General features: G+C 65.1%; 17 protein-coding genes. 4 read left to right on the plus strand and 13 right to left on the minus strand.

Annotated elements, in window-relative coordinates; translation table 11 throughout:
• Position 1 precedes the first annotated feature (1 nt).
• From M2395_RS27940 to M2395_RS27950, 3 genes are all read left to right on the plus strand, one after another.
• Positions 2-1,126, plus strand: coding sequence for a methionine ABC transporter ATP-binding protein (locus M2395_RS27940; RefSeq protein WP_011058621.1), 1,125 nt, complete (start codon positions 2-4; stop codon positions 1,124-1,126).
• The gene (locus tag M2395_RS27945) at positions 1,116-1,760 is read left to right on the plus strand and encodes a methionine ABC transporter permease (RefSeq protein WP_053148458.1); all 645 of its coding nucleotides are present in this window, start codon (positions 1,116-1,118) and stop codon (positions 1,758-1,760) included. The genes M2395_RS27940 and M2395_RS27945 overlap by 11 nt, the downstream gene beginning before the upstream one ends.
• Before the next feature lie 163 nt (positions 1,761-1,923).
• Positions 1,924-2,550 (plus strand): bifunctional 2-polyprenyl-6-hydroxyphenol methylase/3-demethylubiquinol 3-O-methyltransferase UbiG, encoded by a 627-nt coding sequence (locus M2395_RS27950; protein WP_123431254.1) that lies wholly within the window; start codon positions 1,924-1,926, stop codon positions 2,548-2,550.
• A gap of 174 nt (positions 2,551-2,724) precedes the next feature.
• Here the strand turns inward: M2395_RS27950 and M2395_RS27955 are convergent, their stop codons facing one another.
• Genes M2395_RS27955 through M2395_RS27965 form a run of 3 tightly spaced genes read right to left on the minus strand, consistent with a single transcriptional unit; the run spans position 2,725 to position 7,969 of the window.
• A complete protein-coding gene (locus tag M2395_RS27955; protein ID WP_015633736.1) occupies positions 2,725-5,811 on the minus strand; it encodes an efflux RND transporter permease subunit in 3,087 nt (1,028 codons plus the stop codon).
• Positions 5,808-6,878: an efflux RND transporter periplasmic adaptor subunit gene (locus M2395_RS27960; protein ID WP_123431255.1), complete on the minus strand. Its 1,071-nt coding sequence runs from the start codon at positions 6,876-6,878 to the stop codon at positions 5,808-5,810. Before M2395_RS27960 ends, M2395_RS27955 begins: the two co-directional genes overlap by 4 nt.
• Positions 6,875-7,969, minus strand: a complete 1,095-nt coding sequence (locus tag M2395_RS27965; RefSeq protein ID WP_011058616.1) for an efflux RND transporter periplasmic adaptor subunit — start codon at positions 7,967-7,969, stop codon at positions 6,875-6,877. The genes M2395_RS27960 and M2395_RS27965 overlap by 4 nt, the downstream gene beginning before the upstream one ends.
• Before the next feature lie 274 nt (positions 7,970-8,243).
• On the opposite strand from M2395_RS27965, the gene M2395_RS27970 reads away from it, so the two are divergent.
• Complete coding sequence (locus M2395_RS27970) at positions 8,244-9,440, plus strand: AAA family ATPase (protein ID WP_011058615.1); 1,197 nt, start codon at positions 8,244-8,246, stop codon at positions 9,438-9,440.
• A 227-nt stretch (positions 9,441-9,667) separates the two neighbouring features.
• Here the strand turns inward: M2395_RS27970 and M2395_RS27975 are convergent, their stop codons facing one another.
• The 10 genes from M2395_RS27975 to M2395_RS28020 form a co-directional block, all read right to left on the minus strand.
• On the minus strand, positions 9,668-10,552 hold the full coding sequence (locus M2395_RS27975) for a transporter substrate-binding domain-containing protein (RefSeq protein ID WP_015633733.1): 885 nt from the start codon (positions 10,550-10,552) through the stop codon (positions 9,668-9,670).
• Positions 10,549-11,331 carry an amino acid ABC transporter ATP-binding protein gene (locus M2395_RS27980; protein WP_015633732.1) on the minus strand — a complete coding sequence of 261 codons (783 nt, stop codon included), beginning with the start codon at positions 11,329-11,331 and terminating at the stop codon, positions 10,549-10,551. Before M2395_RS27980 ends, M2395_RS27975 begins: the two co-directional genes overlap by 4 nt.
• Entirely contained in the window at positions 11,328-11,987 is a 660-nt protein-coding gene (locus M2395_RS27985; RefSeq protein WP_053148446.1) for an amino acid ABC transporter permease, read from the minus strand. Before M2395_RS27985 ends, M2395_RS27980 begins: the two co-directional genes overlap by 4 nt.
• A complete protein-coding gene (locus M2395_RS27990) occupies positions 11,968-12,633 on the minus strand; it encodes an amino acid ABC transporter permease (RefSeq protein WP_011058611.1) in 666 nt (221 codons plus the stop codon). Before M2395_RS27990 ends, M2395_RS27985 begins: the two co-directional genes overlap by 20 nt.
• A 471-nt stretch (positions 12,634-13,104) precedes the next feature.
• Positions 13,105-13,887 (minus strand): MetQ/NlpA family ABC transporter substrate-binding protein, encoded by a 783-nt coding sequence (locus M2395_RS27995; protein ID WP_011058610.1) that lies wholly within the window; start codon positions 13,885-13,887, stop codon positions 13,105-13,107.
• Positions 13,888-14,189: 302 nt separating this feature from the next.
• Positions 14,190-15,122, minus strand: coding sequence for a sigma 54-interacting transcriptional regulator (locus tag M2395_RS28000; RefSeq protein WP_011058609.1), 933 nt, complete (start codon positions 15,120-15,122; stop codon positions 14,190-14,192).
• A 57-nt stretch (positions 15,123-15,179) separates the two neighbouring features.
• The gene (locus tag M2395_RS28005; protein ID WP_011058608.1) at positions 15,180-15,761 is read right to left on the minus strand and encodes an alpha/beta hydrolase; all 582 of its coding nucleotides are present in this window, start codon (positions 15,759-15,761) and stop codon (positions 15,180-15,182) included.
• A 422-nt stretch (positions 15,762-16,183) separates the two neighbouring features.
• Positions 16,184-16,585, minus strand: coding sequence for a biopolymer transporter ExbD (locus M2395_RS28010; RefSeq protein WP_011058607.1), 402 nt, complete (start codon positions 16,583-16,585; stop codon positions 16,184-16,186).
• A gap of 1 nt (position 16,586) precedes the next feature.
• Complete coding sequence (locus tag M2395_RS28015) at positions 16,587-17,312, minus strand: MotA/TolQ/ExbB proton channel family protein (protein WP_011058606.1); 726 nt, start codon at positions 17,310-17,312, stop codon at positions 16,587-16,589.
• A 55-nt stretch (positions 17,313-17,367) separates the two neighbouring features.
• Positions 17,368-18,183 carry an energy transducer TonB gene (locus tag M2395_RS28020; RefSeq protein ID WP_123431256.1) on the minus strand — a complete coding sequence of 272 codons (816 nt, stop codon included), beginning with the start codon at positions 18,181-18,183 and terminating at the stop codon, positions 17,368-17,370.
• Positions 18,184-18,230: the final 47 nt, after the last annotated feature.

Here is an 18,230-nt window from a genome sequence, read left to right on the forward strand (position 1 = left end):
GATGAGTGTCGCGACGCTACAGCGCAAGCTGCCGGAAGCGGCGCCCCGGCGCGCCGGGCAGACCGAGCTGCACCCCGAACTGAATCGCGCCCAGGTGCGCTTTATCGGCCTGGGCAAGACCTACCAGGGCCAGCAGGGTCCGGTGCAGGCCTTGCACGATATCGACCTGTCGATCCAGCGCGGCGAGGTGTTCGGCATCATCGGCCGCAGCGGCGCCGGCAAGTCGTCGCTGATCCGCACCATCAACCGCCTGGAGCAGCCCAGCAGCGGCCGGGTGCTGATCGACCAGGTGGACATCGGCGACTTCGACGAAGACCGCCTGGTGGCCCTGCGCCGGCGCATCGGCATGATCTTCCAGCACTTCAACCTGATGTCGGCCAAGACCGTGTGGCACAACGTCGAGCTGCCGCTGAAGGTGGCCGGGGTACCCAAGGCCGAGCGCGAGCGCAAGGTGCGCGAGCTGCTGGAGCTGGTGGGCCTCAAGGACAAGCACCGGGCCTACCCGGCGCAGTTGTCCGGCGGCCAGAAGCAGCGGGTGGGGATCGCCCGGGCCCTGGTCCACGATCCCGAGATCCTGCTGTGCGACGAGGCCACTTCGGCCCTGGACCCGGAAACCACCCAGTCGATCCTCGGCCTGCTGAAAGAGATCAACCAGCGCCTGGGCCTGACCATCATCCTGATCACCCACGAGATGGCGGTGATCCGCGATATCTGCGACCGGGTGGTGGTACTGGAGCACGGGCGCATCGTCGAGCAGGGGCCGGTCTGGGAAGTCTTCGGCAACCCGCAGCACGAGGTCAGCAAGACCCTGCTGGCGCCCCTGCAGCACGGCCTGCCGGAAGAACTGCAGAACCGCCTGCAAAGCCATCCGACGTCTTCCGATGCGGCGCTGGTGCTGAGCCTGCGCTTCACCGGCAGCAGCCATGAGGAACCGGACCTGGCGGCGCTGTTCGGCGCCCTGGGCGGCCGCGTACGCCTGCTGCAAGGCGGCGTGGAACGCATCCAGGGCCACGCCCTGGGGCAACTGCTGCTGGCGGTCCAGGGCTCGTCCCTGGAGGCTGCGCAACTGCGCCAGCGCGCCGGGCAATGGGCACAGCAAGTGGAGGTACTGGGCTATGTGGTTTGATCGCTTGTTGCAGGGCGTCCTCGACACCCTGCTGATGGTCGGCGTGTCCTCGCTGATTGCCCTGCTGGCGGGGATTCCCCTGGCGGTGATCCTGGTCACCAGCGGCAAGGGCGGGATCTATGAGGCGCCGACCCTGAACCGGGCCCTGGGGGCCTTTGTGAACCTGTTCCGCTCGATCCCGTTCCTGATCCTGATGGTGGCGCTGATCCCCTTTACCCGGCTGATCGTCGGCACCACCTACGGCGTGTGGGCCGCCGTGGTGCCGCTGACCATCGCCGCCACGCCGTTCTTTGCGCGGATCGCCGAAGTCAGCCTGCGGGAAGTCGACCACGGCCTGATCGAGGCCGCCCAGGCCATGGGTTGCCGGCGCTGGCACATCGTCTGGCACGTGCTGCTGCCCGAAGCGCTGCCGGGCATCGTCGGCGGCTTCACCATCACCCTGGTGACCATGATCAACTCCTCGGCCATGGCCGGGGCGATTGGCGCGGGCGGCCTGGGGGACATTGCCTACCGCTACGGTTATCAGCGGTTCGACAGCCAGATCATGCTCACGGTGATCGTGCTGCTGGTGATTCTGGTAGCCGCGATCCAGCTGGGTGGCGACCGTCTGGCGCGGGTGCTGAACAAGCGCTAGCGGCATCCCGTGTAGCCGCTGCCGCAGACTGCGACAAGGTCCGCAGGACCTTCCGAGGCCCTCAAGAGCGGCGTCTCCTGCGGAGCCGTTCGCAGCCTTCGGCAGCGGCTACAGGGTGCATGGGGTATATTCGGGCCATTCCCTTAACGCCATGCGACCCGCCATGAAACTCGCCCCCGACGATCTCGACAGCATCACCGCCACCACCCTCGGCCACTACCAGCAGGTGGCCGAGGACTTTCGCGAAGGCACCCGCGACCACGACGTCAGCCAGAACATCGACGCGCTGCTGCGGCACATTCAGGGCTCGGCGCCATTCACCGTGCTGGATTTTGGCTGCGGACCCGGCCGCGACCTGCAGGCCTTCACCCGCCTGGGCCATGTGGCCATCGGCCTCGACGGCTGCGAGCGCTTCGCCCAGATGGCCCGGGAAGACAGCGGCTGCGAAGTCTGGCAGCAGGACTTCCTCAAGCTCGATCTACCGGCGGCTCACTTCGACGGCATCTTCGCCAACGCGGTGCTGTTCCACATTCCCCGCCAGGAACTGCCGCGGGTGCTCAAGCAACTGCATGCCAGCCTCAAGGACGGTGGCGTACTGTTCAGCTCCAATCCCCGGGGTAACAACCAGGAAGGCTGGAACGGCCCGCGCTATGGTGCCTACCACGACCTGGCGGCCTGGCAGGCGTTGCTGACGGATGCCGGGTTCGTCGAGCTGGAACACTACTACCGCCCCGCCGGCCTGCCTCGGGAACAGCAACCGTGGCTGGCCAGCGTCTGGCGCAAGGCCTGATCCCCCTGCGAGGAGCCGGCTCGCCAGCTGCTACGAGGCCGTGGGGGGCCTATGCCCTCTGCAACGCCGCATACCCCGTAGGAGCCGGCTTGCCGGCGAAGACACTTGCGAGTCAGGCGCCTGTCTCTCGGGCCTCTTCGCTGGCAAGCCAGCTCCTACGGAAATAGCCAGCGCCTACGAGGCCGTGGGCCGGGTGCGCTCGGTGTCCTTGCTCGGTTCCTTGATCTTGTACCAGGCCACGTACAGCGCCGGGAGGAACAGCAGGGTGAGCAAGGTGGCAACGATGATGCCGCCGATCATGGCGTATGCCATCGGCCCCCAGAACACTTCCCGGGCAATCGGGATCATCCCCAGGCTGGCCGCCGCCGCGGTCAGCAGGATCGGCCGCCGTCGATGGTGGGTGGCTTCCAGCACCGCGTCCCAGGGGTGATAGCCCTCACGCTCGTATTCGTCGATCTGGGTCACCAGGATCACCGAGTTGCGGATGATGATGCCGATCAGCGCCAGGATCCCGAGGATCGCCACAAAGCCCATGGGCGTGCCCGTGGGCACCAGGGCCAGGACCACGCCGATCAGCCCCAGGGGCGCCACGCTGGCCACCAGGAACAGCTTCTGCACGCTGTGCAGCTGGATCATCAGGAAGGTCGCCATCAGGAACAGCATCAGCGGCACCACCTTGGCGATCGGACCCTGGGCCTTGCCGCTTTCCTCCACAGTGCCACCGGTGGCCACCGAGTAGCCGGCGGGCAGTTGCGCGGCGAAATGGTCGATGTCCGGCTTCAGTTGCTTGACCAGGTCGGTGGGCTGGATCGCATCGCGCACCGCGGCCTTGATGGTGATGGTCGGCTTGCGGTCGCGACGCCACACCAGCGGCTGCTCCAGTTCGTAGCGCACCGTGGCGAAGGCCAGCAGCGGAATCGAAGTGCCGTTGGGGGTGACGATCTGCAGGTTCTGCAGGGTTTCCGGGGAGCCGCGCTCGTTGTCGTCGGCGCGACCGACCACGTTGATCAGGTAGATGTCGTCATGCACCTGGGTCACGGTGGAGCCGCTGACGATGCTGTTCATCAACTGCGCCACGTCTTCGGAGGACAGCCCCAGTTGCCGCGCCTTGTCCTGGGCGATGTCGATGCGCAGCACTTTGCCGGGCTCGTTCCAGTCATAGATGATCTCGCCAATGTGCGGGTTCTTGTCCAGCTCGGTGGCCAGTTCGATGGCGTGCTTGCGCACCTGGTCGATGTCCTTGCCACTGACCCGGTACTGAATCGGCCGCCCCACCGGCGGGCCCATTTCCAGGGCCTGCACATAGCTGCCGATGCCGACGAAATCTTCCCGCAGGCGTTTCTGCAAGCGCTGGGTCAGGGCCGTGCGCTGCTCCAGGCCCTTGCTGACGATCACCAGCTGGGCGTAGTAGGGGTTCTGCAGTTGCTGGTCCAGGGGCAGGTAGAAACGGATCGCGCCCTCGCCGATGTAGGTGCTCCAGCGCTCGATGTCCGGGTCGTCCTTGAGGGTGGCCTCCAGGCGGTCCACGGCCTGGCGGGTCTCGTTGATCGAAGCGTTCTGCGGCAGGTTGAGGTCAACGAGGATCTCCGGCCGGTCCGATGACGGGAAGAACTGGTTCTGCACGAAACGCATGCAGAACACCGAAGCCACGAACAGCAGCACGGTGATGCCGATGGCCCACCAGCGGTTGCGCATGGCCCACAGCAGGCCACCGTTGAAGGCCCGTCCGATACGCCCCGGCTCATCGGAATGGGGTTTGACGTTGGTGCTGAGGATATGGATGCCGATCACCGGGGCAAACAGCACCGCGACTATCCACGACACCAGCATGGCCACCGCGATCACCGCGAACAGGGTAAATGTGTACTCACCGGCAGAACTGGCGTTGAGGCCGATGGGCACGAAGCCGGCCACGGTCACCAGGGTCCCGGTGAGCATGGGAAAGGCGGTGGAGGTGTAGGCGAAGGTCGCTGCCTGCTCCTTGCTCTCGCCCTTCTCCAGCCGCGTGACCATCATTTCCACGGTGATCATCGCGTCATCCACCAGCAGCCCCAGGGCGATGATCAGCGCCCCCAGGGAGATCCGCTGCATGGTGATGCCGCTGTACTCCATGAACACGAAGACCATGGCCAGCACCAGCGGAATCGAGCAGGCCACCACCAGCCCGGCGCGGACCCCGAGGCTGATGAAACTCACCACCAGCACGATGATCACCGCCTCGAACAGGGCACTGGTGAAACCGCCCACTGCCTCTTCCACCACCTCGGCCTGGTCGGAAACCTTGTGCACCCCGACGCCCACCGGCAGGTCGGCGGTGAGCTGGTCCATGCGGGCGTGCAAGGCCTTGCCGAAGTCCTGGATGTTGCCGCCCTTCTTCATGGCGATCGCCAGGCCGATGGCCGGCTTGCCATTGAAGCGGAACAGCGGCGTGGAAGGGTCGACATAGCCGCGGCTGATCTCGGCGATGTCCGCCAGCCGGTAGAAGCGGTCGTTGAGCCGCAGGTTGACCGTGGCCAGGTCCTTCTCCGAGGCGAACTGCCCGGACGTGCGCACCGAGATGCGCTCCGGCCCTGCCTCGATCACCCCGGCCGGGGTCACCGCGTTCTGCGATTGCAGGCTCTGCAGGACCTGGCGCTGGTCGATGCCCAGGGCCGCCAGCTTGCGGGTGGAGAAGTTCAGGTAGATGACTTCATCCTGCTCGCCGACCATCTCCACCTTGCCCAGGTTCGGCACTTCGCGGATCTGCGCCCGTACCTGTTCCACGTAGTCGCGCAGCTGGCGCATGCTCAGGCCATCGGCGGTGAAGGCGTAGATCGAGCCGAACACATCGCCGAACTCATCGTTGAACCCCGGGCCCTGCAGGCCCTGGGGAAAGTCGCCGCGGATGTCGTTGATCTTCTTGCGCACCTGGTACCAGATCTCGGGAATGTCCTTGGCACTGGTGGTGTCGCGCAGGTAGACGAAAACCGTCGATTCGCCGGGGCGGGTGTAGCTTTTCACGTAGTCCAGCGAGTCCAGCTCTTCGAGTTTTTTCTCGATGCGGTCGGTGACCTGCTTCAGGGTTTCTTCCTGGGTCGCACCGGGCCAGCGGGTCTGGATGACCATGGTCTTGATGGTGAAGGAGGGGTCTTCCTCGCGCCCCAAATTCATGTAGGAAAACACGCCCATCAGCAGCGCAACGAACATCAGGTACCAGACGAAGGACTGATGCTTGATCGCCCACTCGGACAGGTTGAAGCTCCCTTTGCTGTCGGGCGTCATTGTGCGCGGTCCTCATCGATTTTGACTTTCTGCCCCGGCTTGAGGCTGTTGACGCCGGCACTGACCACCCGCTCGCCGGACTTGACGCCCTGGCTGATCAACGCCGAAGCGCTGTCGCGGCTGAGCACCGTGACCTCGCGCGGAGCCACCGTCTGGCTCTGGGGGTCGACGACCCAGATCCGGGTCTTGCCCTCCACCTCTTGCAGGGCGGTCAGCGGCACCTCGGTGCGCGGCTCGATGGCCGAGCTCAGGGTCACGCTGATGGCGGTGCCCAGGCGAAAGGCCTCGGGCGTGTCCTTGAGGGTCAGGCGGGCGCGGCGGGTACGGGTTGCACTCTGGGCCTGGGGTTCGATCTCACGCACCGTGGCGGTGGTGCTGATGCTCGGATCCAGCTGTGCCGCGACCTTGAATTCCACACCGGCCGGCAACTGGTCCACCAGGCTGGCCGGCAGGTCGATCACCGCTTCCTTGATCTCCGGCCGGGCCAGGGTCACCACTTGCTGGCCGGCGGTCACCACCTGCCCGGCCTCGGCGTTCCAGGCGGTGATCACGCCGCCGTGATCGCTGCGCAGTTCGCTGTAGTTGAGCTGGTCCCGGGCCTGGCGTACCGAGGCCTTGGCCTGGTCCAGGGAGGCACCGGTGGTCTTCAGGTCGGTCTGGGCGATGTCCAGTTGCGCCTGGGCGCCCACGCCGCGATCGAACAGTTCCTGCTGGCGCCTGGCATTGGCCTGGGCGTTGATCCACTGCGCCTCGACCTTGGCCAGGTCGCCCTGGGCGGCCCGCAGCTGGTTCTGCTGGTCGGTGGGGTCCAGAGTGGCCAGCAAGTCCCCGGGGCCCACTTCGGCACCGACATCGACATTGCGGTTGGCAATGCGCCCCGGCACCCGGAAGCCCAGGTTGGTCTCGTAGCGGGCCTGGATGGTGCCGGCAAAACGCCCCAGGCTTTCCTCGGCCTGGGGCGCCACCCGGAACGACAGCACCGGGCGCACCGGCTCCGGCGCCGGCTCTTCCCTGGAGCAGCCCAGCAACAAGGCGCTGGCACACAACAACGGCAGCAGGCGCTTCATGGCTGTGCTCCCTGGTCGCTCGTTTGCGAGGCGATCTCCACGAACATCCCCGGGTGCAGCAACTGCCCACCCGCCACCACCACTTTCTCGCCGCCCTTGAGGCCGTCGCTGATGATCACCTTGCCGGTGAGGTAGCGCCCGACCTTCACCGTGTGCAGGGCCGTCTTGCCGTCCTCGCCCACCAGCCACACGGCAGGCTCGCTGAGATTCTTGGTCAGGGCCGACCAGGGCAGCACCACACTGGCCTTGCCATGGGCCCGGGCGGTGGCGCTGACCACCGAGCCCAGGTCCATGCCCGCCGGCAACGAATCGAGCACCACCTTGACCTGCACCGTGCCGCTCTGGGCCGAGACCACCGGCGTCACCTCGCGCACCTTGCCGGTGGTGGTCACCTTGGGGTTGTCCAGCAGGCTGATGTGAATGGTTTCCTGGCCCGGTGGCTGCATCAGCAGCGACTCGTAGACGTTGAACACCGCATCGCGCTCGCCATCCCGGGCCAGGCTGAAGATCGGCACCGTGGCCTGCACCACCTGGCCGACCTCGGCCTGGCGCGCGGTGATCACCCCCGGAGCCTCGGCCACCAGCTCGGTGTAGCTCAGTTGCTCGCGGGCGTTGGCCAGTTGCGCCTGGGCCGCGCTCAGGGCGCTCTGGCTGCTGCGCAGGGCGGCCTGGGCCGAATCGTATTCGCTCTGGCTGGTGTAGCCCTTGGGCAAGAGCTTCTGCTGGCGGACAAACGCCGCGCCGGCCTGCTTGACCCGGGCCTGCTCGGCGAACACCGAGGCCGCGGCAGAATCGACATTGGTCTGCAGGTCCTTGGGATCGAGCTTGGCCAGCACCTGTTGCGCGGTAACCCGATCGCCGACATCGACCATGCGCTGGATGATCTTGCCGCCGACGCGGAACGACAGTTCGGTCTGCACCCGGGCCTGGACGTCACCGGTCAGGGTCACCGAAGGGGCGAAGTCACTGCTCTGCACCTCCAGGATGCGCACCCGCGGGCGCTCCTTTTCCCCGGGCTTTTCCGCCCCGCAGCCGCCAAGCAGCAGCAACAGGGTCAATCCCACTATCCACTTCGAATTGAACGCAGCCATGCAGGCTCCTTTTGCGTGATGCTGTCTCGCCAGTGACGTTACGACTGTGAGCTTAGAACAGGGTTCAACCGCTGCACGCCAGTCTCATCAGAGAGGGTTTCGGTGGCGCGGAGCTTGCTCCCACTGGCCGGCCGGCACCCCGGGGCGCAGCAGCCGCAACGGCCCTCGACGCGCTCTATCCTGGCAAGCACAACGTCGGTTTCGAGGGCCGCCGCAAGCAAGCTGCGGCTTCACAAATCAGGCACACTGCGCACCACGCAACAGGAGACCCGGCATGCTCAAGACCCTGGCGGTGGCCAACTACCGCTCCATCAACAAACTGGTAATTCCCCTGGGTCGGCTGAACCTGGTCACCGGCGCCAACGGCAGCGGCAAGTCCAACCTGTACCGCGCCCTGCGCCTGCTGGCGGAGACCGCCCAGGGCGGCGTGGTCAACGCCCTGGCCAAGGAAGGCGGGCTGGAATCGACGTATTGGGCCGGGCCGGAACAGATCAGCCGACGCATGAGCCAGGGCGAGGTGCCGATCCAGGGCGGGCCGCGCAAGGCCGCCAGACGCCTGCAACTGGGCTTTGCCGGTGAGGACTTCGGGTACGCGATCAGCCTGGGGCTGCCGGATTCCAGCGGCCATTTCATGTTGCCCGGGCACAGCTCGCCGATTGCCTCGCGCTTCACTCTCGACCCGTGGATCAAGCGCGAGAGCATCTGGGGCGGGCCCCTGTACCGCTCGGCCAGTGCCCTGGTGGACCGCCAGGGCCCGATGATACGAGCCCGTGCGGGCCGCCAATGGGAGGTGCTGGCGCAGCACACGAGCAGCGGCGACAGCCTGTTCGACCGGGTGGGCAACCTGAGTTCATCACCCGAGGTCCTGCATCTGCGCGAGCAGATCCGTGGCTGGCGTTTTTATGACCACTTGCGCACCGACAGCCAGGCACCCGCGCGCCGACCACAACTGGGCACCCGCACCCCGGTGCTGCACCATGATGGCCGGGACCTGGCCGCCGCGTTGCAGACCATCATCGAAGTGGGCGATCAGCAGGCATTGCACGAAACCATCAGCGATGCCTTCCCGGAGTCGCGGCTGGAGATCGATGCCGTTCCGGGGGGGCTGTTCGGGGTGCAGTTCTATCAGGAAGGCCTGTTGCGACCGTTGTCGGCCGCGGAACTGTCCGACGGCACCTTGCGCTACCTGTTGCTGGTAGCGGCCCTGCTGACCCCACGACCACCGACCCTGATGGTGCTCAACGAACCGGAGACCAGCCTGCACCCGGACCTGTTGCCGGCCCTGGCGCGCCTGATCATTCGCGCCTCGCAGCAATGCCAGGTGTGGGTGGTGTCCCACGCCCGGCGGCTGATCGCAGCCTTGCAGCAAGACCCCGAATGCAACTGCATCGTGCTGGAGAAACAACTGGGCCAGACCGGCATCGTCGGCCAGCGCATGCTGGACGAACCGGCGTGGAACTGGCCCGATTGACCCCTCCCCGCCGGCCCCGACTGCCATGCCCCCCGTAGGAGCCAGCTTGCTGGCGAAGAGGCCCTTAAGCCCTGCACCGTTCTCACGGACGCCTTCGCTGGCAAGCCAGCTCCTACAAATACACCCTCTGTAGGAGCCAGCTTGCTGGCGAAGAGGCCCTCAAGCCCTGCACCGTCCTCGCGGACGCCTTCGCTGGCAAGCCAGCTCCTACGCGGAGGGAGGAGGGATCAGCCCTGCCACTTGCCGCCTTCGACAATCACGCTCTCGGGCTTGGTGTCGTCGCTCAGTTCCTTGCGCACGTACTGGTCATACAGCTTGAGCAGGTATTTCTCTTCGCCCAGTTTGGCCAGTTCGGCATTCACCCAGTCCCGCAGTTCGATGTTGCCTTTCTTCACCGCCGGGGCAATCGGCGCCTGTTCGCCCAGGGTCTGGGGCAATACGCGGTAGCCCGGGTTCTGCTTGGACCAGCTGAACAGAATCAGGTTGTCCTGGGCATAGGCGTCGCCACGGCCATTGGCCAAGGCTTGCAGGGACTCGGTGTTCTTCTCGAACTTGAGCAGTTTCCAGTCCGGGTGGTTCTGGGTCAGCCAGATGTCCGCGGTGGTGCCGGTGGTGACGATGGTGGTGCGGCTCGCCAGGTCATCCAGGCTCTTCACTGCACTGCCTTCGGGCACCAGGGCCTGCACCGCCACCTTGAGGTTGGGGTTGGTGAATTCCACCGCTTCCTTGCGCTCCGGAGTCACGGTCATGTTGGCCAGGATCAGGTCAACCTTGTCGCTCTGCAGGAAGGGAATGCGGCTGGCCGGTTCCACGGCGACGAATTCAACCTTGTTCTCGTCCCCCAGCAGGTCCTTGGCCAGTCGCCGGCCGATGTCGGTATCGAACCCCACATAGCGCCCGGTTTCATCGACGAAACCGAACGGCGGCTTGTCGGTGAACACGCCGACGATCAGCTTGTCCCGGGCCTTGATCTTGTCCAGGTAGCCGGCCGCCGGCGCGGCGCTGGCAGCGGTGGCCGCAGGCTTGGGGGCCTCGGCAGATTTATCGCAGCCGGCCAGCAGGGCCAGACCGAACAGCGGCAGTAACAACAGCGAAGACTTGGCAGTTTTCATAAGAGCTCCAGTTCCTTTTTAGGGGCTTTCTTGGGCAGTGCTTCAACGAAGGAGAACTTCTCCAGGAACTGCTGCGCGCGTGCGCTCTGCGGGTTCGTGAAGAAAGCCTCGGGGGTGTTCTGTTCCACGATGCGCCCGCCATCCATGAACACGATGCGGTCGGCCACGGCCCGGGCGAAGGCCATTTCATGGGTGACGATCAACAGGGTCATGCCGTCCCGGGCCAGGCCCTGGATCACCTGCAGCACTTCCTTGACCATCTCCGGATCAAGGGCCGCGGTGACCTCATCGAACAACATCACCTGGGGGTTCATGCACAACGAGCGGACGATGGCGATGCGTTGCTGCTGGCCGCCGGACAGCTGTCGGGGAAAGGCTTCGCGCTTGTCCAGCAGGCCCACTCGCTCCAGCAGCGCCTCGGCCTGGGCCCGGGCTTCCCGGGGCTCGCGCTTCTGTACCTTGAGCGGCCCCAGGAGGATGTTGTCCAGCACGTTCATGTGGGGAAACAGGTGATAGCTCTGGAACACCATGCCGATCTGCTGGCGCACCTGGCGCCAGTCGGTGGCGGGGCTCAGCAGTTCGCGCCCGGCAAAACGCAGGTGGCCGCTGTGGGCGGTTTCCAGGCCGTTGAGGCAGCGCAACAGGGTGCTCTTGCCGCAGCCGCTGGGGCCGAGGATGACGATCACCTCACCCGCCGCCACGCAGAGGTCGACCTCCTTGAGCACCTGCTGCGGGCCGAAGAACTTGTTGAAACCCTGGAACTCGATCAATGCGCTCATGCTTGCGTCCAGCGCCGTTCCAGCACGCGGGAGGCGGCCGACAACGGGTAGCAGATAAAGAAGAAAAACAGAAACAGCACGCCGTAGATCAGCACCGACTCGTAGGTGCGCTCGATGATCTGCTGGCCGACCTTGATCACGTCCACCACGCCGATCAGCACCGCCAGGGAGCTGGTCTTGATGATCCGCGTGTAGACGTTGATGGTCGGTGGCGTCATGCGTTTCAGCGCCTGGGGCAGCAACACGTAGCCGTACAACTGGGTACCGGAAAGGCCGATGGACAGCCCTGCCTCACGCTGGCCTCGAGGCAGGGACTGCAGCGCCCCGCGCACCACCTCGCCGACCTCGCTGGCGCCCCACAGCGACAGCACCAGCACCGCGCAGGTGAAGCTGGGAATGCTAATGCCGAAGAAGATCGGAAAACCGAAGAACAGCAGGTACAGCCAGACCAGCACCGGAATCGCCCGGAACAGCTCCAGGTAGATCCGCAGCGGCACGTCCAGCACCTTGCGCTGCAGGCTGCGCAGCACGCCATAGAGCACGCCGCCCAGGGTGCTGAAGGCAATGCTCAGCAAGGAAATCGACAAGGTCTGCGCAGCGCCCCTGGCCAGTTGCGGCAGGGACACCAGCAACAGCTCAAGACCCGAACTGGCCATGCTGCAACCTCCTTTCCAGACGGCTGAGCAACAGCGACAGGGGCAGGAACAACAGCACGCAGATCAGCGTCAGCACCGCGAGCATTTCGTAGGTCTTGTAGTACAGGGCGATGTAGCTCTTGGTGGTGTAGAGAATTTCCGGCACCGCCACCGCCGAGACCACGGTGGTTTCCTTGAGCAGGAAAATGAAATTGGCGAACAGCGATGGCAGGCTGAGGATCCCGGCCTGGGGCAGGATCACGTAGCGCAGCAACTGCCACTGCGACAGGCCGATGGAACGCCCCGACTCCAACTGCGCCTGGGGCACGGCTTCCACGCCGGCCCGCAGCACCTCGGTGAGGTAGGCGCCGCCAAGAAAAGTCATGGTGATGATCGCCGCGGTGAAGCCGGAGACCTTGATCCCCAGGGCCGGCAAGGCGAAGTAGACGAAGAACAGTTGGATCAGCAGCGGTGTGTTGCGCGCCAGTTCCACGTACAGGCCGATCAGCCGGTGCAGGTAAGGGGTGCGAAATACCAGGAGCGTGGCGTTGATCAGGGCCACCAGCAGGGAAGTGCCGATGGCGATCAGGCCGACCTGCAGGGTTACCCCAACGGCTTTGAGAAAGGCCGGCAGGGTGCTGAGGATAAAGGCGTAGTCGAGGGTCATTGAAAGTCCTGGACGCCGCTGGGGTATAGCGGCGGTGGTGCAGTCCATGGGGCGATGGGTAACCGCCCGGCTGCCGCGACTTTATAGCTATAAAAAGCAGAATTTAAATACCGTTAAGGCATATTTATATCACCCAAAAACCTAACCCGCGGATTTGCCGGGCTGGCGCCCAGCTACTACCTTCTCTGCCGGGCCTGCCGGGTTCTTTCGCGCTCGAACAGCCCCACTGGACGCTGCACTTCTCAAGGACGACCACCATGGCCGATGCAAAGACCCCGCAACCCCTGGACCCCCATGAACTGATGAAATGGCTGGCGGCCCTGCGCCGGGCCACCCAGCCCACTGCCAAAAACGCCCCTGTGTAGGCGCCGGCTCCTACGGTTTTTTCCGGCGCAATAAAAAACGCCGACGCTGCGCTAGCCGTCGGCGTTTAAACCTTGAAGGGGTTTGTCGCGTCAGTAGCCTAGTTCATCAGAACGCCGGCAGTACTGCGCCGCTGTATTTTTTCTCGATGAAGGCTTTGACTTCCGGGCTGGTCAGGGCCTTGGCCAACTTCTGGATGGCCGGGCTGTCCTTGTTGTCCGGGCGGGCCACCAGGTAGTTCACGTAAGGCGAATCGGAACCTTCGATGATCAGCGCATCCTTCGCCGGGTTCAGGCCGGCTTCCAGGGCGTAGTTGGTGTTGATCATGTCCAGGTCAACCTGGTCCAGGACCCGCGGCAGCATGGCCGACTCAAGTTCCTTGAACTTGAAGTTGTGCGGGTTCTTGGCGATGTCCTTGGGCGTGGCCACGGCGTTCTTCGGGTCCTTGAGCTCGATCAGGCCGGCCTTCTGCAGCAGGATCAGGGCGCGGCCACTGTTGCTGCCTTCGTTGGGGATGGCGATGGTTGCGCCATCTTTCAGCTCGGCCAGGGTCTTGACCTTCTTCGAGTAACCGCCGAAAGGTTCGACGTGCACGCCGATCACGGTTTCCAGGTGGGTGCCTTTGCCTTCGTTGAAGCTTTTCAGGTAGGGCAGGGTCTGGAAGTAGTTGGCGTCCAGGCGCTTCTGGTCGACCTGCACGTTGGGCTGCACGTAGTCGGTGAAGACCTTGATTTCCAGGTCCACGCCTTCCTTGGCCAGGGTCGGCTTGATCAGCTCGAGGATCTCGGCGTGGGGCACCGGGGTCGCGGCGACCACCAGCTTCTCGCCAGCCTGGGCGATACCTGCGCTCAGGGCTGCCGCCAGTGCGGTGAACAACAGAACTTTTTTCATGCAAGGTCCTTAGGTGTCGAGGTCGACGACGGCTTCAAATAGGGAACTGATTGAGGTGCCAGTGAAGTGCCACTGCTGGCGTGAGGCGGACAATACCGAGATTTTTTATTCCCGAACAATATCTTTTATTCACGTTCATATTCCATTTTGTTCATACAGCCTCCCGGCGCTCTAGCCTGCGATTTCCCACCTGCCAGGCCAGCCTTGGTAGTAGCCGGCTTGCCGGCGAAGAGGCCCTGAGGCCTTGCATCACCCTAACGAACGCCTTCGCTGGCAAGCCAGCTCCTACGGTGGCCGGGGTTTCAGGTCAGGGCGGTGCGTTGCAGCAACTGGTGCAGCGCCTGGCGCTCGACAGCGGATCCGATCTCGGCGATCTGCTGCAACAACTGCTGGATCTGCTCCAGCGGCGAGGGCGTCGGCGGCAGGTTGAGGTGCTCGGGCAGTATCTCCTCGCCGCTGCTGACCAGCAGCGCAAAGTGGATGACGTTCTCCAGCTCCCGGGTGTTGCCCGGCCAGCTGTGGCGATTCAGGGCCTGCTGCGCGGCTTCGCTGATCAGCGGCACCGGCAGGTCCAGGCGCTGGCTGTAGATGCCGAGGAAGTATTCGGCCAGGGACTCGATGTCTCCCACCCGTTCCCGCAGCGCCGGCAGTTCCAGCTGGCCTTCGCTGAGGTAGCGATACAGGCGCTCGTGAAACTTGCCCGCCGCCACCGCCTGGGCCAGGTCGATGCTGGTGGCCGCCACCAGGCGTACGTCCACCGGGCTCGGTTGCTGGGCGCCAACCCGGGTCACTTCGTGGTTCTCCAGGGCGGCCAGCAGCTTGGTCTGGATCGGCAGCGGCAGGTCGCCGATTTCATCCAGGTACAGGGTCCCGCCGTTGGCCGAGCCGAACCAGCCGGCGCGGCTGCTGGCCGAACCGCTGAAACTGCCGGCGGCATAACCGAACAGTTCGGCGTCGGCGTAGGTCGGGCTGATGGCGCCGCAGTTCACCGAGACGAACAGGCCACTGCGATCGCTGGCACGGTGGATGTGCCGGGCCAGCAGCTCCTTGCCGGTGCCGGTTTCGCCACGGATCAGTACCGAGACCGAACGCGGCGCCAGTTGCTCCAGCTCTTCGCGCAACTGCCGCGAGCGCGGGTCGACGAACACCAGCGCCTTGGCGCGGATGCTCAGGGGGCTTTTCTCGGCATCGGGGAAGGTCAGCAACGGCTGACCGAATGGGGTATGGGCACTCATGGCAGGCTCCCGCCCCAGACCGCCGGGGGACGGGGCGTTTAAACGAAAAAAGGACGATCAGGCACGACGCAGGGCGTGTTGTTCCATGCGGTTCTGCAAGCGGTACAGATAGGCGAAACCCTGCTCCCAGCGATGGTGGCCGGACTTGACGTTGATATGGCCGGCGCCGGCCAGGATCCCGGCTTCGGCGCCCCAGTCACGGGCCAGCTCCAGGGCCCGCGGCGCGCTCACGGCACTGTCGTTATCCGAGCTGACCACTTGGCTGGGGAACGGCAGCAGGTGCCGGGGGATCGGCGCGAAATTGCGCAGCGCCGGGGCACAGGCCGGGCGCTCGACGTCCGCCGGGGCCACCAGCAACGCACCGCGCACCTGGCGCAGGGCCGCTACGGGGGCGCGCGCGGCCCAATGAGCCACGGTAATGCAACCCAGGCTGTGGGCAATCAGGATCACCGGAGTGTCGTCGGCGGCAATGGCCTCGGCCAGGGCCGCCACCCAATCTTCGCGGCGCGGCGTCAGCCAGTCGGCCTGCTCCACCCGCGCGCTGTTGGGCAGGCTGTTCTGCCAGTGGGTTTGCCAATGATCTTCTGGCGATCCTTGCCAGCCCGGCACAATCAAGTAGCGAATGGATTCGTTGCGCATGGGGAACTCTCCTGCTGCGTGTCTGTTCCCGGACGATTATAGGGAGGGGATTTATATTCGTTAAGGAATAAGAAGCTATTTATTAATGCCTTAAACGAATATAAAACTTCCCCCCGGCCTCCGTAGGAGCCGGCTTGCCGGCGAAGGGGCCCGCAAGCCTTGCACCGCGCTCAAGGGCGCCTTCGCTGGCAAGCCAGCTCCTACATCTGGCGCGATTACGGCGGTGTTCTTGTAGGAGCCGGCTTGCCGGCGAAGAGGCCCGCAAGCCTTGCACCGCGCTCAAGGACGCCTTCGCTGGCAAGCCAGCGCCTACGGCTGGCGCGATTTCGGTGGGGGCCTTGCGGGGGCTTTTCGCCAGGCAAAAAAAAGGCCGCACCCTGCCAAGGAGACGGCCTGAAAAGTCGTGGCGTTGTTGCTCGGTCTCAGCGCGCGGTAATCACCGACAGTTTGGTGATGCCCGCACGCTCGATGGACGCCATGGCTCGGGCCACTTCGCCGTAGTTGACGCCATCGTCGGCCTGCAGCTGGACCCGCACTTGCGGGTCCTTGGCCTTGGCCGCTTGCAAGTTGGTTTCCAGCAGGTCCGGCTGGATCTCGTCCTTGTTGATAAAGAGTTTGCCGGCACCGTCGATGCTCACCACCAGCGGGTCTTTCTGCTCCACCGGGGCCACGGCCTCGGTCTTGGGCAGGTTGATCGGAATGGCGTTGGTCAGCAGCGGTGCGGTGACGATGAACACCACCAGCAGCACCAGCATCACGTCCACCAGCGGCGTGACGTTGATCTCGCTCAGCACTTCATCGCTGTCTTGGGTGGAAAAGGCCATGTCAGGACGCCTCCTTCACTTTTTGCGGGCTGCCCTGGGCCGCGGCCTTGTGCACGCTCGGGTGGATCAGCACGCGGAAGGAGTTCTTCTGCGCCAGGCTGTAGAAGTCGTGGGCGAAGTCGTCCAGGTCCGCGGCCGTGAGCTTCAGGCGCCGCAGGAAGTAGTTGTAGACCAGCACCGCCGGCACTGCGACGGCGATCCCCACCCCCGTCGCCACCAGGGCTGCGCCAATGGGACCGGCCACGGTTTCCAGGCTCGCCGAACCAGCAGCGCTGATGCCTTTCAAGGCTTCCATGATCCCCCACACGGTGCCGAACAGGCCGATGAAGGGCGAGGTGCTGCCGATACTGGCAACCACCGCCAGGCCGGTTTCCAGGGAACGACGCTCACGCACGATCTGCTGGCGCAGGGCACGTTCGAGACGGTCCTGGTGGTTGATTGCCTGGCTCAGGTCCGCCGCGTGGGGCGCTTCGCCAACCTGGATCGCCGCATAGCCGGCCTGGGCCACCCGGGCCGCCGCGCCGGGCTGGGTTTCACTCAACGAGGCAGCGGAGTCGAGGCTGGACGCTGCCCAGAACTGATTGTGGAACTTGCGATCCTGGGACTTGAGGCGGGCGAACTGCACGCCCTTGACCAGGGCCAGGCCCCAAGTGGCGACGGAGAAGACCACCAACAGCCAGATCACCGCGCTTTCGATGGATTCCAGTGGAGATGCCAGTAACGTCATGATGTATTCCCTCTGTGTAAGCGTTTAGCGCGTGTTGGTTGATCGGCCTTGCGGCTCAATGAATCTTGAAATCTATGGGTACGCTGACCCAGCCGTCCTGGGCCACGTCGCCCTGCTTGGCAGGGACGAAACTCCAGCGCTTGACCGCGGCCAGGGCGGCGTCATCGAGTTGCTGGCGACCACTGCTCTTCTGGATCTGGATCTCGCCCGGCTTGCCGCTGGCCAGTACATGCACCCGCAGCAGCACCGTGCCTTCCCAACCGCGACGCTGGGCCAGCGACGGATATTCCGGCGCCGGGTTCTTCAAGTACGCGGCATTCGCCGAAGCCGGGGTCACGGGCGCCGGGACCGGTGGCGCGGGCGGAGCCGGAGCGGCTACCGGGGCCGCGGGCTGTGGCGGCGCCGGAGTCTGCTGCACCGGTTTGGGCGCAGGTTTCGGCTCGGGCTTGGGCACCGGCTTGGGTTTGGGTTTGGGCACCGGCTTGGGCGGTGGCGGCTTCACGGCCAGCTCGTCCTCCACTGGCGGTGGCGGCTCCACCACCGGCTGTACCGGCTGTGGCGGTGGGGGCTCGACCACCGGCGGCGCCGGGCGCGAGAACTCGATGGTCATGGGCGGGATTTCCGGCGGTACGATCGGCAGCACCGGGGTAGGCTTCTGGCTCAGCCAGTAGATCACTGCCGCGTGCAGTACCAGGGCCGCGGCGCCGAGGATGATGGCCTCACGGCGACGCAATATCCCCTTGGGCGTGCGTTGCAAACGCAATTGGCCCAGCGGCAAGCGGTGAGGCCGGCCGAGGTCGACCAACTCGCCGCTCGGTGCCTGGCGCCACAGCACCTCGTGTGCACTGGCGGCGGTCTGGACATTGCCCATGGATTCACTCCCTACGATCTTTTGAAAAACCCGGCACCGGCGTTTGA

The organism is Pseudomonas sp. BIGb0176, from assembly GCF_024810175.1.
Lineage (GTDB): Bacteria > Pseudomonadota > Gammaproteobacteria > Pseudomonadales > Pseudomonadaceae > Aquipseudomonas > Aquipseudomonas protegens.

Coding starts and splice junctions, on each gene's coding strand:
- M2395_RS27940 (WP_011058621.1), top strand. CDS start 2: ATGAGTGTCGCGACGCTACAGCGCAAGCTGCCGGAAGCGGCGCCCCGG.
- M2395_RS27945 (WP_053148458.1), top strand. CDS start 1,116: ATGTGGTTTGATCGCTTGTTGCAGGGCGTCCTCGACACCCTGCTGATG.
- M2395_RS27950 (WP_123431254.1), top strand. CDS start 1,924: ATGAAACTCGCCCCCGACGATCTCGACAGCATCACCGCCACCACCCTC.
- M2395_RS27955 (WP_015633736.1), bottom strand. CDS start 5,811: ATGACGCCCGACAGCAAAGGGAGCTTCAACCTGTCCGAGTGGGCGATC.
- M2395_RS27960 (WP_123431255.1), bottom strand. CDS start 6,878: ATGAAGCGCCTGCTGCCGTTGTTGTGTGCCAGCGCCTTGTTGCTGGGC.
- M2395_RS27965 (WP_011058616.1), bottom strand. CDS start 7,969: ATGGCTGCGTTCAATTCGAAGTGGATAGTGGGATTGACCCTGTTGCTG.
- M2395_RS27970 (WP_011058615.1), top strand. CDS start 8,244: ATGCTCAAGACCCTGGCGGTGGCCAACTACCGCTCCATCAACAAACTG.
- M2395_RS27975 (WP_015633733.1), bottom strand. CDS start 10,552: ATGAAAACTGCCAAGTCTTCGCTGTTGTTACTGCCGCTGTTCGGTCTG.
- M2395_RS27980 (WP_015633732.1), bottom strand. CDS start 11,331: ATGAGCGCATTGATCGAGTTCCAGGGTTTCAACAAGTTCTTCGGCCCG.
- M2395_RS27985 (WP_053148446.1), bottom strand. CDS start 11,987: ATGGCCAGTTCGGGTCTTGAGCTGTTGCTGGTGTCCCTGCCGCAACTG.
- M2395_RS27990 (WP_011058611.1), bottom strand. CDS start 12,633: ATGACCCTCGACTACGCCTTTATCCTCAGCACCCTGCCGGCCTTTCTC.
- M2395_RS27995 (WP_011058610.1), bottom strand. CDS start 13,887: ATGAAAAAAGTTCTGTTGTTCACCGCACTGGCGGCAGCCCTGAGCGCA.
- M2395_RS28000 (WP_011058609.1), bottom strand. CDS start 15,122: ATGAGTGCCCATACCCCATTCGGTCAGCCGTTGCTGACCTTCCCCGAT.
- M2395_RS28005 (WP_011058608.1), bottom strand. CDS start 15,761: ATGCGCAACGAATCCATTCGCTACTTGATTGTGCCGGGCTGGCAAGGA.
- M2395_RS28010 (WP_011058607.1), bottom strand. CDS start 16,585: ATGGCCTTTTCCACCCAAGACAGCGATGAAGTGCTGAGCGAGATCAAC.
- M2395_RS28015 (WP_011058606.1), bottom strand. CDS start 17,312: ATGACGTTACTGGCATCTCCACTGGAATCCATCGAAAGCGCGGTGATC.
- M2395_RS28020 (WP_123431256.1), bottom strand. CDS start 18,183: ATGGGCAATGTCCAGACCGCCGCCAGTGCACACGAGGTGCTGTGGCGC.